The organism is Rhodanobacter sp. A1T4, assembly GCF_014207185.1.
Classification (GTDB): Bacteria; Pseudomonadota; Gammaproteobacteria; order Xanthomonadales; family Rhodanobacteraceae; genus Rhodanobacter.
The window spans coordinates 112121-125407 of record NZ_JACHCP010000005.1 but is presented as its reverse complement, the minus strand read 5'-3'; the positions used below and the strand labels follow the sequence as shown (position 1 = coordinate 125407).

Sequence of the window (13287 nt, the reverse complement as noted above, 5' to 3'; positions counted from 1 at the left end):
GGGTTCAGGGCGTGGTTATGCAGCGAGATAGACATCGAATTTGCTCGTGCCGTTTTCTGTGCAGCAACTGCAAGGCTGAGCGTGGAGATCTGCCGCAGTGGTCCTGCAGCGCATAACTCTTGCACTGCAGGACCGGCTGTCGAAAAGAATCAGTACTGGTATTGAAACGTCATGCCGATGGTTCGCGGCTGGTTGATACCTACACGACGGGTCGTTGGAAGATCCGCCGAGATTGCCACCGGAAGATCCGTCTCGCCCCGTTTGTCGAACAGATTGTTGGCATAGAAGGAAATGTCGATGCCATTGCGACCTTCGACGCCAATACGGAAATTGGTGGTAGTGAATCCGCCCCGGTTGTAGAACGGGCTGGTGCGGTCGTAGAGAAAGGTTTCGTGGCCTACGTAGCTGATGTCAGCACGCAGGAAGCCGTTGTAGGTTTCGTTGACGGGATAGCGGTATTCGGCCGCGGTGGATCCACTGAGGCGCGGCACGTTGGGCAGGCGGTCGCCGTCTTTTGCGGGCGTTCCTGGCACATCGTTTTTCAGATAGGCATCGGTATAGCCCGCGCCTGCGCTGAGCGTCAGCGAATTGATCGGCAGGAATTTCACTTCCAGCTCGCCACCCTGACTCGTCGCGTTGCCAAAGTTGGCCGTGATGTTGAAGCCGCAGCTCAGCACGATCTGCTGTTGCACCCGGCTCCAGTCGACGTGGTAAATCGAGCCGTCCACGGTGAGCCGGTTGTCGAGCCATGCGGTTTTCATGCCCAGCTCGTAGTTCCACAAGTAGTCGGGGCCGTACTTGTTGAGCTGCGATTGGCTTAGCCCGAGCCCGGCGACTTCGCTGCCGCAAAGTGCCGCCGGTGCCGGATTGTTCGGACCACCGGGACGATAGCCTTCCGAAGCGGTGGCATAGACCATGTCGCTTGGCGTCAGCTGATACTGCAGCGTGAACTTCGGAGTGCTGCCATAGTCTTTCGAGCCGCTCGTGACGCTGCTGTAACCACCGTTGAACAGGCCATCGCCTGTTTGCGCAAAGGACTGTTTCACTTCAAACGCACGCATGCCGACGCTGGCTTTCAACTTGTCGGTAATGTTGTAGGAGGCCTCACCAAAGATCGCGTACTCATCGAGGGTGGCGTTGCGGGTTCCGGCATAGATGGTGGAATAGCCGGGAAATGGCGTGCCGAAGGTTTCGTTGAAGCCTGCGGGGAAGGGGATGGAGGACGCGAGTGGTGCATTGACGTCGTGATAGAACGCACCGATCAAGGCCTGAAACGGGCCATCGAATTTGCTGGTGGCACGTACTTCCTCGGTGAATTCCTTGTTCTTGTAATCGCCATACATCGGCACCGGATAGACGGTCGGCAATCCAAAGAAATAATTGACAACTTTGGACGCATCGTCGCGCAGGCTTACATCACGGGTGAAGTATGAAGTCGACGACATCAGTTCGACGCTGTCGAACTGCTTGTGGATCGCCAGGTTGGAAATCGTCGATTTCTGGATGTTGGCTTCGTTGACGTCGCGAACCTGATACGCGTCATCCAGGCTGGCGGGAATTTTGTCGTAGGTAAATGGCGATCCCAGTTTCGAGTACTGGTAGATGAAACTTGGAGTGATGGTCAGCGTGTCGTTCGGCTTGATCAGCATCGCGATACGGGTGCCATACGTCTTGTAAGTGTTGACGTTGTCCTGCTTCTTGCTGTTCGGTTCGGCCGCCAGATAGTTGGTGGGGTCGATCGGGTAGCGATCGATAAAGCCATCGTCATCGCGGTAGTAAGCGGATACGCGCAGACCGACCACGCCCGGCATCAGCGGAATGTTCAGCACGCCGTTGACGTTGGCATTGGGGCCGCCGTGATAGGTGCCCGAGACGTCAGTCTTGATGCGTGCCTCCGTACTGTCCGTGTCGGGCTGGTTGGTCACGTACTTGATCGTGCCGCCCATCGAGCTGGAGCCGTAGATGGTGCCCTGTGGTCCGCGCAATACCTCGACGCGCGAGATATCGAACACGGACGGATCGATCACGCCGCGAGTCGAGAGCAGGGCGGCGTTGCTGGAGGCAGCGATGGGCACATCGTCGAGGTAGTAGCCCACGGTTGCTGCCGAGCCGGCGCTGGAAGAAATGCCGCGAATGACCAGATTGTTTTCACCGGGACCGGACGATGCAACGTTGAGCGCCGGTGCAATCCTTGCCAGATCCAGCAGGCTGGTGACGCCCTGGCGCTCGAGCTGCTCGCCGGAGAAGGCCGTCATGCTGATCGGCACCTTCTGGATATTCTGCTCGCGCTTGGCCGCCGTCACGACGATGCCCTGCAGGGTGGTTGCTGTCGGTGCCAGTTTGGACGTGCTGGTAGCCGCCGCCGGCTTGGGCGTGGCTGTATCGCTGGCAGACGCTTCTTGTGCGCAAGCCATGTCTGCCAGTGCTGCATTGGCCAGAACGGCCGCGATGGCTGTGCGCAATAGGGCTCGGCCCAGATGACTATTCATAATTTTCCCCTGGCTATGTAGCTATCGAATCACGATGGATTTGGTGCTCCCGAGCTTCCCCTATCACGTGCAGCCCATCCATCACGGCCGCCCGTCGTCCGGCATGCGTTTGCTTTCATCCCTCTATTACTCACCCGATCCGCTGGTCGAAAGACCCGCACGATCAGCGGCTTTGCCGGAAGAGGGATGTGCTCGCCAATGTCACAGCCGCCACCACCCGATCTTGCTTTTTGCAGGCATTGCGCGACTTTATGTTGCTGTGCGTCATGCTTGATTTTGATCAAATCAAAAAATTATGATGACGTCAAGTATTTTAAGTTAGGCTAGGACGAGGATGGCTTTTGCCATCGCCCTGCGTCAGTTTGAGTGTCCGGTGAAAAGCGCCATGCACCGGAGGCGCGGCAATGGGTATGGCTTTAGTGAGCCGGATCCTGGTCTGCGCGATATGCTTCACCGGCAACGTTGGCCGATCAGATTTTGTTTGCTCGCGGGGCGATAGCCCGCCATTTATCATCTTTGAGGATCGCCATGAAAATTATTCCTCTACTGTTCTGCATGACTGCAGCTATCGTGGTCTCCATGCCCGCAATCGCTGAAACCACCACGGATACCGTGCACGCGTCGATCGAGAAAGCGCTCAATGAGAGCGCTGTGGCGTGGACGGCTGGCGATCTGAAAACCTTCATGCAGCTCTACGAAAACTCGCCGACGGTCCGCTACATCAATCCCAAGGGCGTCACCGTTGGTTACGACGCGATCCAGTCGATGTATGCCGCACGTTTTCACAACGGCAATGGCGCCAGCATGGGCCAGCTTTCCCTGCAGTTGATCGATGTGAAAGAAGTCGGGCCGCAATATGCGTTCGTGATCGGCCGCTATTCACTGAAACCTGCCACTGGCGATACGGTATCCGGCATCACCACGCTGCTGTTCCACAAGGTGGGCAAGCAGTGGCTTATCGTTGTTGACCACACCTCCTGACGATGGCCAGTACCGCACCTCAGCGGGACAAATCCAGCGGACTGAGTATCGGCGCGGCAATCCGGGACCGACGCCGTGGACTCGGTCTGACCTTGCAGAACTTCGCCAGCCGATCGGGTTTGTCGATACCGTTTCTGTCGCAGATCGAGCGCAATCTGGCGTCGCCCTCGCTGTTGTCACTGGAAGCCATCGCGCAGGCGCTCGATGTCGATGTCGATTATTTCGTCGGGGTGCCAACGCCGAGCCAGATCGTATGCCGCGCCAACGAGCACGATCGCATCGAACTCGATTCGCCGGTGATCTACGAGCGCCTGAGTGGCCGACACGCCGAACGAAAAATGGAAGCGTTGCGGTTGATCGTGCCGCCCGGTCTGGTAGCGCCCACCATCCATCGTGAGGGCGAAGGCTTCTGGTACATCCTCAGTGGTGAGTTGGAAATGTGCGTTGGCAAAAAGAAGTTTGTCCTACAGGCTGGCGACAGCGCCCACTTCGATCAACGCCACCCCTACAACATGCGCAACGCTGGCAAGGTTGAAGTGCGCATGATCTGGGTAGGTACACCGGCGATCTTCAACGATTGAGAGCCGCTGGTGATTTTGTCGGAAATGCAGTGACCTCCATTGCATTCGGTTTAATTCGAAGTGACGTCAGTAGCTGACTTTTTCGCTTCCGAAGATCCGAAATTTTGAAACCGCCCTTTTCAGCGCTGCCGGCTGAAAGCCGCGCACTTTGTGAACCATCGGCATCCTCGACGGTCCGATATTCAGGCGCGCTGGAAGTTTGCTTCAGCTCGCAGGTCCCCTGACAAACTGCGCTGGTGACGCCGCCGGAGAAGATGCTTCCCGGTGCGCACGCGGGCACTCGCCGACCGGTTCTAGGCGCTGGCTGGGCGGTTTACTGGCATCGGGTTCGATATCCGAGAAACTCTGAAACTGAGTGAGGCACCATGAACAACAGCATGTCACGCCTTTCGTCTACCCCATTGCGTGCGCATGGAAGCTATCCGGCTATCCAATGTGCAGCGACTGCAGCAGTACTGCGTTGGGCTGCCCGTATTGATGCTGACGATGCACATGCCCTTAATTGGTTCAGGACCGTGCAAATTCATGAGCTGGGTAATAAAACGGCCGCTGAACTCGTGCGAGATGGCGCTCACGATGAGGTCATCCGATTTCTTGAAGAGATCATTGCAGGCTGCCGTGGTTGATGGTGCATTGAACGGCATAATTCATCGCTGACCATCATCGACACAGCGGGGAGCGAATCGAGTTGCTGGAGTATCAGGGCGCTGAAGCTCGCCGTGAAAGTCCACGGCCGTTCGATTCGGGTTCGATGCCGGGCATAGGACGAATCCGGTCAATTGCAAGGGATGCTGCAACGCACGGAGCTAGACGGCAAAAGCGAGCGTAGGATGGGGACCATCGCGGCCACATAGGGGGTCAGACGTGCCACGTCCCAAACTCGATCCACGTCAATTTGCTCCTGAAATCGCGCCGTTGGCGCTGGCGGAACTGACCGAACTGGTGCGCGAACTCGGTATTGCGCCCGAGCGCTTATGTGCGGATGTAGGCATCAGCAGTGCCGACATGTGCGCCGGCGAGTTGATTTCCAATCGCCAGGTCGGGCGTCTCGTCCGACGTGCCATCCAGCTGACCGGCCGTACCGATCTGGGTCTCGAAGTGGGGCGGCGCCAGAACATCAGTCACTTCGGTCTGCCTGGCTTTGCCATGACCGCGATGCGCACATTCGGCGAGGCCGTCGATATCGGTGTGCGTTATCAAGGACAAAGCGGTGGTCTGATGGACGTCAGCTTTGAACTCAACGACGATCTCGGTGCTCTGATCGGACAGCCGCGCACGAGCGACCCGGTAGTGCAAACGTTCGTGGTCGAAGAACTGTACGCCAGTGTGATGGTGCTGGTCCGTATTCTTCTGGGCAGCGGTTATCGTCCACAGGCTCTTGAATTTGACTATCCTGCACCGCCACATGCCGCACGTTACGCCGAAGTGTTCGGATGCCCGGTGCGCTTCGGACAGCCACGCAACCGTGGTCTTTTTCCGCGCCATTGGTTTGCGCTGCCGTTGGCCAGCCATTCGCCGGTGGCCGCCGCCGAATTGCGCGCCTTGCTGGAAGCGCGCGCATTGAGTCAGCACACGCCTAATACGGTGGCCGCCATCGAACACGTATTGCAGCAGACCGGCAACGTGGCGATGTCGGTCGAAGAGGTTGCGGCGGCACTTGGCCTGAGCTCGCGTACTTTGCGTCGACGCCTAAGCGAGGCCGGCACATCGTTCCGCATATTGAGCGAACGTTTGCGCGCACTGAAGGCGCAACACATGCTGCGGGATGAAGGACTGACGGTGGCAGAGACCAGTGAGCATCTTGGTTTCAGCGATGCGCGCGCGTTCCGGCGAGCTTTCAAGCGTTGGGTAGGTGAAGTGCCGGGGACGATGCGGCGCAACGCAGGCGTGTAACGCGAACACGCGAAAACGTCGCTATCGGATTTGGCCGCTACCGACCCCTGTAGCACCCACAGGAGCTGTGCTGCACTAGCGCTTTAGAGCTTCGAGCCAGCACCTATGTCTGAGAGACCGTCACGGCTTGCCGATGAACCCATGCATCCGCAGCCGTTGGCGGCGCCGCGGAAACGTGGTGTGTTGTCCCGTCACTTCACACCCCCAGCGCCACGCACCGGCCTGGATGATGGCCTGCATGGCGCGCAGCCGGCATGGCAGAACTGGTCCGGTGGGCAGCGCGCGCAACCTTCCGCCAAATGGTCACCGCAGGACGAAGATGAGCTACGTCAGGGGGTGCGCGACGCAGCCAGCGTGCGCGTCGTTGGTGCCGGTCATTCGTTCAGCCCGTTGGTGCCGACATCCGGCGCGATCCTGTCGCTGGATCACCTCAGCGGCTTGATCAGCCACGACACGCAGAAACAGCAGGCTCGTTTGTGGGCCGGCACTCGTCTGTTCGACGCCGGCCCTCTGCTGCACGGCATCGGCCAGTCCATGCCGAATCTGGGCGATATCGATCGGCAAAGTCTGGCTGGTGCCCTTTCCACCGCTACGCACGGCACCGGTATCACCTTACCTTGTATCGCTGCCGGCGCCACCGCACTGAGACTGGTGACCGCGCAGGGCGACGTGCTCGAATGCAGTCGTGATCGTGATGGCGACCTTTTTCGCGCGGCCGCGGTGTCGCTGGGCACGCTCGGCGTAATCACCCAGGTCACGCTGCAGAACGTGCCGGCCTATCGTCTGCACGAGCGCGTGCAGTTGCTACCGCTGGATCAATTATTGCCCGAGATGGATACGTGGGTTCGACAACATCGTCACTTCGAACTCCTGGTTTTTCCGTTCAGCCGTCTAGCCATCGTCAAGACGCTCGATCTCACCGAAGAGCCGCCCACAGGCGCAACACAAGGCGCCGACTCCGACGATGCCATGCTGAGATTGAGCTGCGAACTCACCCGCTGGTTGCCAGGCCTGGGGCACCGACTGCAAGCGATGATTGGCCGCTTCATTCAACCCACTGAACGCGTCAACTGGTCACACAAGATCTTTGCATCGGCGCGCAACGTGCGCTTCAACGAGATGGAATACCAGGTACCGCTAGCTACGGGGGCATCCTGTCTGGATGAGGTTTGCAAGGCGGTGAGCAAGAGTAAGATCGGCGTATTCTTTCCGATCGAGTTCCGCTTCGTCGCCGCCGATGACTATTGGCTGAGTCCATTCCAGAGTGCCATCGGCGAAGCGCGCTGTTCAATCTCGGTGCATCAATATCACAAGCAGGATTACCGGCCGTTGTTCGCAGTGGCGGAGCCTGTGCTGCGCCGTCACAACGGCCGCCCGCACTGGGGCAAGTTGCATACCGTCGATAGTGCAGATCTGCATGCTCTGTATCCCGATCTCGAGCGCTTTCTGCGTCTGCGCAATGAACTCGATCCGCGCGGAAAGTTTCTCAATCCGCACTTGCGGCAGTTGTTCGGAATGGCAAAGGCATGAGTCGGGACCGCTCCACCACGTCGGTTGCGCCATCGTCGCCAGATACCATCCGCGACAGCTCGCCGGCGATTCATGCCGGCCCCCACGATAGTTATTTCAGCGGGTTGCAGAACGCGCTGAGTCACGCTGGCATTGCCAGTCCCAGCGTGGTGATCGACCGGGCGCGTTTGCGCCGCAACGCGGTACGCCTGAAGGCGTTGATTGCGTCGAACGCGCAACTTCGCCTGGTCGAGAAATCGCTACCGGTGCCGGCGCTGCTGGACGAGGCCATGAAGCTGACCGAGACCAGCGCACTGATGGTGTTTCATGAGCCACAGCTGCGTCAGGTGGCACAGCGGTTTCCCGACAGCGATCTGCTGATGGGCAAGCCGATGCCTGTGCTTGCCGCGCGGCATTTCTACCGGCATCTGGGTAATACCTCTTTCGATCCCGCACGCCAGCTGCAATGGCTGATCGATACGCCGGCGCGGCTGCAGGAATATCTGGAACTCGCGCGCGGTCTAGACACGAAGTTACGCGTCAATGTCGAGATCGATGTCGGCTTGCATCGCGGTGGCGTGACCGATCCGTCGGCTTTGCGCGTCATGCTTGAACAACTGCATGGCGCGTCCGAGCATCTCGAATTTGCGGGTCTGATGGGCTACGACGCTCACGTTGGCAAATTGCCGGGTCTGGTGCAGAGTCGCGAGACGAGTTTCGGCAAGGCCGTCGATGCGTATCGTTCATTCCAGGCAGTGGCGCGCGCGGAGTTCCCCGAACTGGCGCCGACGCTCTGCTGGAACGGTGCCGGCAGCCCGACCGTTGCCTTGCATCGGCACAACTCGCCGCTCAACGATGTGTCCGCGGGCTCGGCGCTGCTCAAACCGCTCGAGTTCGATATCGACCTGCTGGCGGAATTCGAGCCTGCGGTATTCATCACCACCCCCGTACTCAAGGCGCAGGACGGTACGCGCCTGCCGGGACCGGCGTGGCTGTCGAAGCTGCTGTTCGGCGGACGTGCGCAGCGTGCACGTAGCTACTTCATCTATGGCGGTGGCTGGCCAGCGCAGCCGGCCTCGCCAGTGGGACTGTTACCCAACAAACAGTTTGGTCTCAGCTTCAACCAGTCCATCCTCAACGGCCCTCGCGAACATGCGCTCGCGGTCAACGACACCGTATTCTTTCGCCCGTATCAGTCCGAAGGTACGTTGCTGCACTACGGTCCGGTACGTGTGATCGAGGATGGTCGTGTCGTCGATGAGTGGCTGCCATTCGGAGAAATCTGATGTCGTCCGCATCGAGCATGTCGCGCAGTACAACGATGGCTGCCGCGGCCGGCTCGTTCCTGCTGCTGGACAGCCTTCGCATCTGGCTACCTTCCTTCACCACAATCTATGGTTCGGCCGGAACGACACCGGACAGTGTTTTCGTGGTGTTTTGTCTGGCCTGGATCGTGCCGCTGGTGTTGGCCGTGCCGCTCGCAATGCCCCGCTGGGGGCGTTGGCTGCCACTGATCGCTGCCGCTGTCGAGGTTGCCGCACACATCCTGCTGCAGGCCGGTGCCAGCGACGCATGGCAATTGTATGCAAGCTGCGTGGCGTCATCCGCAGGCATGGCCTGGCTGGTGGCCATCGCCGTGCGCGGCTGGGCGCCACGAGACGCGGCCATCGGTTTCGCGATCGCGTTGGCCGCGACGACGCTGATGAACTTGGCGACGGGCACGGTCGACGTGACTTGGCAACCGGCGTGGTCCGGTTGGCCGATCCTGTCGATGGCTGCGGTGCTGTTGCTCGGTGGGTGCTGGGCGTGCCGTGACGTGACCGGCAAGGGCGGTGCGGCCTTGTGGATGGCGGCGATGCCGGCGCTGATTCTCGCCGGCCTGATCAGCACGACGATCGGCCGCACCTGGGCTGGTATCTATTGGCCACCGACGTGGTGGGGCGGCGCACTGGTAGGTGTGGGGGCTGCGGCCGGCGTATGGGCAGCGTGGCGCGGTGGCCTGATACGCGGACCTTGGCTGACTGCCGTGTTGATCATGGTTGTTACCGCATTCGCGGATCTATCACGTCATGGCGAAGCATTTCCGATCTGGATCGCATGGCCACAAGCTTTGCTGGCATTCGTCATTCCGGCAACGCTCGCGCATGCCGCGCAAGCGCGCGTTGCTGGCAGCGCATGGCGAGGGATAGCCGCTTATGTCGGGCTGCTGGTGAGCGTGCTGTTATTGATCGCTTACTACGTTGCATTCGATATGGTCATTCCGATTCCACGCCCCGTCTTCGTGTTGGTGATCGCGGCAATGATGGGCATCGCTGCATTGAGCCGCCGCTCGGCGAACCTGGTGGTACCACCGCGTACGCTGACCATCGGTATCGCGACCTTGGCCGTGCTGTGTTTCGCCACGGCATTCATAGCGGCTTCCATGGGACCCGAACAGACCGATGTGCCCACCCGCCTGCCGCTCAGGATTCTGACGTACAACATCCGCAGTGGCATTTCCAATGGCGGTCGCTTCAACCCGGATGCGCTGGCCAAGGTCATTCGTGCCAATAACCCGGACGTGGTGATGTTGCAGGAAGTCGATCGCGGCTTCCTGCTCACTGGCGGTCACGACTCGCTCGCCTTGTTGCAGCGGCGATTGCACATGTACGCCTACTACAGCCCCGCTAGCGAGCCGCTGTTCGGCGACGCGATCCTCAGCAAATGGCCGCTGCAAGACGTTCAGCCCATGACCCTGCCCACGCCCGGTGTGGCCACGCGTCCAGGCGCGCTCAGCGGCGTCTTGAAGCTCGGCGACGGCCGCGATTTGACCTTGGTCGTCACGCATATGCAAGAGAGCACTGCAGGTGTACCAGCCAGCGAGGTCGTCGATCTGACCCATCAGATATCCCGACTTTCCAATGCCGGCCACCGGCCGCTGATACTCACCGGTGACTTCAACCTGGAGCCCAGTGATGCACGCCTGCAGCCGCTTTTGGCTGTGCTGAGGGACGGTCTGGTACTAGCGCGACCGTTGTTCACCTGGCCATCCGACAAGCCAACGATGCAACTGGATTACATCTTCCTGTCGAAGGGGCTGCAGGTCTCCGCCATTTCTGTTCCGCAGACCACGGCTTCCGATCACCGGCCGGTAGTGGCCACATTCGACTGGCAGCGATAAGGCGTGGAAATGCCTTCAAACCACGCTGACCATTGGCCGGCATTGCTCATCTGAAACTGAGTGTGTCGTTGATCAAGAGACTGCTGCTGCGGAGGATGTTCGAGTCTGACATCGACAAGTACTACGGTCGTGAAGCGATACGGCATCGAGGTAACAGGCTTGTTGCACATGTCGTGCCGGGTAGGGGGTTCCGGGTATTTGGCAATTCACAGAACGGCGCTTACGCGGACTGTTTTTGACGCGGCCCTCCTATGACAGCGAGAGCCCCCTGTACGACCAGCAGTGCGATCAGCAGACAACAACCCAGCGTCCACTGCCCGGCATCGGCGATCGGCTCGAGCGCGGCGATAATGGCAGCGGCGCCAGCGTTACCCATCAAGAAAAACAGGCTGACTGCGGTGCCTGCATGCTCCTCACCAGTGGTGTTCACCACGGCCTGGATCAGCAACGGCAGCGGCGCCAACAGGGTCGCGCCGAGTACGATACCGGCAAGACCCAGCACGATCGGTGAGCCGCTGCTGAACAGCACCACGGTGACACCGATTGAGCCCAGCGCGGCAATCAGCATCAGCATGCGCAGGCTCAGCAGACGCGAAACGCGTTCGATCAACGCCATGCATATGATGCCGCTGACCAGCATGCAGAGCGCGACGATGCCGGCCGTCTGCGGATCAATCCCATGCCGATGCAGAATCGATTCCAGCCAGGTGGAAATGGCATTGAAATAGCCATTGGCGAGAAAGAAATACGCGGTCAATACCAGGAACGTCGGTGCGCGCAGCATCGCCAGCATCGCCGATCGCCATGATGGCCGAGGGCCTGGCGTGGTGGCAGCCTCGCGCGGATCGGCCGGCACCCATAGCCAGGTCAGCAGTGCCAGCGCACCCAACACAAGCACATCAAGCCACAACGTCTGATACCCGATCATCGGCACCAGCACAAAGGCCACGCCAAGTCCTGCGAACATCGCCATGCTGGAGATCTCGGTCGCACGCAGCCGTTCGTCTTCGTCGAACCAAACCGCGGCCAACCGGGCGACCAACGCCAACACCAATGGCTGCAGCACCGAGAACATCACCTGCCCCGCCAGCAGAAACCCGTAGCTCGGCCCTAGAATGCGCAGCAACGCAGCCAATGCCATCCCTACCGCGCTGATGCGTAGTGACGTGCGCACTGGCACGCGATCGAGCAACATACCCGCCGGCAATGCCAGCGGTATGAACAGCAGGGGGAATACCAGCGATAGCGTACCGATGGCGCTCTGCGACACCCTGTAATGGATGGCGATCTCACTCGTAATCGGCGCAAAGCGCAGCCATTCGAACTGCATCAACGCCTGCAATGCGGCATAGACCGTGAGAACGCGATAACGCATTGGAATCATCTTGGTTCTACCCCATCACTGGCGTCGGTTGCGCTCATGTACGTTGTCGCCGATCAATGCACAGTCGAACACACCATCGGAGAACGCCAAAGGGCAAATCGGGCCAAAACGCGAGCGTACGCTTACTTGCTGTCGCGGATGATCTGTTATTGCCTCGCCTGGCATGCCGCTGGTATTGATCATTGATTACCAAGACCAAAATCAGTACACGACATGGCATACGAATACCGCATCCAGAATGTGCTGAAACCGGTATTTCCGTTTGTATTCAAATGAAAGAGGTTTGCTTAAATCGATGCGGCCGAATATCGGGTGAAGCAGTCGAGCCATCGCCTATCGGCTGGATTCAGCACCTAATTTATTCGCTGTCGGATGAAAGTGCCGATGTCGCGGATAGCCTCATTCGCTTCTTTAAAAAGGGGAGCAAAGGCTTGCCAGACGTGCCACATCCCCGGCCATACGCGCAACGACACGTCCACTCCAGCGGCTTGGGCACGCTGTGCCAGCAAGCGAGAATCATCCAATAGGATTTCGTCGTCGCCTACCTGGATCATCAGCGCCGGCAGTCCATGGAGATCGGCATGGATCGGTGACATATAGGGATGCGCCAACAGCAGGTCGCCGGCGTACATGGCGGCGCTGCGGTGCAGTCTTTCCGTGGTGGGAAAAAAGATGTCGCGGCTGGCGAGGCTGGTGACTGACGGGTTTGCAAGTTCCAGATCGGTCCAGGGCGATAGACAGATGACGGCAGCGGGCAACGGCATGCCTTCGTCGCGCAGCCGCAGGCTCAAGGCCAGTGCCAGGCCACCTCCAGCGGAATCGCCAGCCAGCGCAATCCTTCCTGGCGCAATGCCTTGATCGCTGATCAGCTCGCGATAGGCGGCTACGGCATCATCAAGTGCGGCAGGAAACGGATGCTCAGGCGCCAAGCGATAATCCAGCAGTAATACCGACGCCGCGCTGGCCACGGCGATGCGCATGGCCAATGCACGGTGCGTATTGCACGAGCACAGCACATAGGCTCCTCCGTGCAAATACAGGATGACCCGATCGTTCGTCGAGCCGGTCGGCCGCAACCATTCTGCGTAGCGGCCGCCTGCACGAGTAGCCTGTTTCGTTACTCCTTTGGGTAACTCGCGCTTTCTGGCCATGGCTTCATAGCGCGCGCGTATCGCTTCCACGGATGCGTTTGGATCAGTCCGTTCGATCATTTTCTTCACGGTGTAGCGAACGATTCGGCTCTTAAGTGATGTCATGTAGGCCCAAGGTCAAAAAAGTAAGGCAGCCCCC

The 13287-nt window shown here is 59.5% G+C and carries 10 protein-coding genes; 7 read left to right on the top strand and 3 right to left on the bottom strand.

Annotated elements, in window-relative coordinates; genetic code table 11:
* Nucleotides 1–149: 149 nt before the first annotated feature.
* Nucleotides 150–2489 (bottom strand): TonB-dependent receptor, encoded by a 2340-nt coding sequence (locus HDE80_RS11515; RefSeq protein WP_221437539.1) that lies wholly within the window; start codon nucleotides 2487–2489, stop codon nucleotides 150–152.
* Nucleotides 2490–3017: 528 nt separating this feature from the next.
* Here HDE80_RS11515 and HDE80_RS11510 point away from each other — a divergent pair.
* The 7 genes from HDE80_RS11510 (at nucleotide 3018) to HDE80_RS11480 (ending at nucleotide 10613) form a co-directional block, all read left to right on the top strand.
* A complete protein-coding gene (locus HDE80_RS11510; RefSeq protein WP_184670972.1) occupies nucleotides 3018–3470 on the top strand; it encodes a nuclear transport factor 2 family protein in 453 nt (150 codons plus the stop codon).
* 2 nt (nucleotides 3471–3472) lie between these two features.
* Nucleotides 3473–4051 carry an XRE family transcriptional regulator gene (locus HDE80_RS11505; protein ID WP_184670970.1) on the top strand — a complete coding sequence of 193 codons (579 nt, stop codon included), beginning with the start codon at nucleotides 3473–3475 and terminating at the stop codon, nucleotides 4049–4051.
* Nucleotides 4052–4416: 365 nt separating this feature from the next.
* Nucleotides 4417–4677, top strand: coding sequence for a hypothetical protein (locus HDE80_RS11500; protein WP_184670969.1), 261 nt, complete (start codon nucleotides 4417–4419; stop codon nucleotides 4675–4677).
* 238 nt (nucleotides 4678–4915) lie between these two features.
* The gene (locus tag HDE80_RS11495; protein WP_184670967.1) at nucleotides 4916–5944 is read left to right on the top strand and encodes an AraC family transcriptional regulator; all 1029 of its coding nucleotides are present in this window, start codon (nucleotides 4916–4918) and stop codon (nucleotides 5942–5944) included.
* A gap of 105 nt (nucleotides 5945–6049) precedes the next feature.
* Nucleotides 6050–7474, top strand: coding sequence for a D-arabinono-1,4-lactone oxidase (locus HDE80_RS11490; RefSeq protein WP_184670965.1), 1425 nt, complete (start codon nucleotides 6050–6052; stop codon nucleotides 7472–7474).
* Nucleotides 7471–8739 (top strand): alanine racemase, encoded by a 1269-nt coding sequence (locus HDE80_RS11485; RefSeq protein ID WP_184670964.1) that lies wholly within the window; start codon nucleotides 7471–7473, stop codon nucleotides 8737–8739. Before HDE80_RS11490 ends, HDE80_RS11485 begins: the two co-directional genes overlap by 4 nt.
* Nucleotides 8739–10613 carry an endonuclease/exonuclease/phosphatase family protein gene (locus tag HDE80_RS11480; protein WP_184670962.1) on the top strand — a complete coding sequence of 625 codons (1875 nt, stop codon included), beginning with the start codon at nucleotides 8739–8741 and terminating at the stop codon, nucleotides 10611–10613. The genes HDE80_RS11485 and HDE80_RS11480 overlap by 1 nt, the downstream gene beginning before the upstream one ends.
* A 220-nt stretch (nucleotides 10614–10833) precedes the next feature.
* On the opposite strand, the gene HDE80_RS11475 is transcribed toward HDE80_RS11480, so the two are convergent.
* Nucleotides 10834–11988, bottom strand: a complete 1155-nt coding sequence (locus tag HDE80_RS11475) for an MFS transporter (protein WP_184670960.1) — start codon at nucleotides 11986–11988, stop codon at nucleotides 10834–10836.
* A 362-nt stretch (nucleotides 11989–12350) separates the two neighbouring features.
* A complete protein-coding gene (locus HDE80_RS11470; RefSeq protein ID WP_184670958.1) occupies nucleotides 12351–13253 on the bottom strand; it encodes an alpha/beta hydrolase in 903 nt (300 codons plus the stop codon).
* Between the last annotated feature and the right edge of the window lie 34 nt (nucleotides 13254–13287).

Coding starts and splice junctions, on each gene's coding strand:
- HDE80_RS11515 (WP_221437539.1), bottom strand. CDS start 2,489: ATGAATAGTCATCTGGGCCGAGCCCTATTGCGCACAGCCATCGCGGCC.
- HDE80_RS11510 (WP_184670972.1), top strand. CDS start 3,018: ATGAAAATTATTCCTCTACTGTTCTGCATGACTGCAGCTATCGTGGTC.
- HDE80_RS11505 (WP_184670970.1), top strand. CDS start 3,473: ATGGCCAGTACCGCACCTCAGCGGGACAAATCCAGCGGACTGAGTATC.
- HDE80_RS11500 (WP_184670969.1), top strand. CDS start 4,417: ATGAACAACAGCATGTCACGCCTTTCGTCTACCCCATTGCGTGCGCAT.
- HDE80_RS11490 (WP_184670965.1), top strand. CDS start 6,050: ATGTCTGAGAGACCGTCACGGCTTGCCGATGAACCCATGCATCCGCAG.
- HDE80_RS11485 (WP_184670964.1), top strand. CDS start 7,471: ATGAGTCGGGACCGCTCCACCACGTCGGTTGCGCCATCGTCGCCAGAT.
- HDE80_RS11480 (WP_184670962.1), top strand. CDS start 8,739: ATGTCGTCCGCATCGAGCATGTCGCGCAGTACAACGATGGCTGCCGCG.
- HDE80_RS11475 (WP_184670960.1), bottom strand. CDS start 11,988: ATGCGTTATCGCGTTCTCACGGTCTATGCCGCATTGCAGGCGTTGATG.
- HDE80_RS11470 (WP_184670958.1), bottom strand. CDS start 13,253: ATGACATCACTTAAGAGCCGAATCGTTCGCTACACCGTGAAGAAAATG.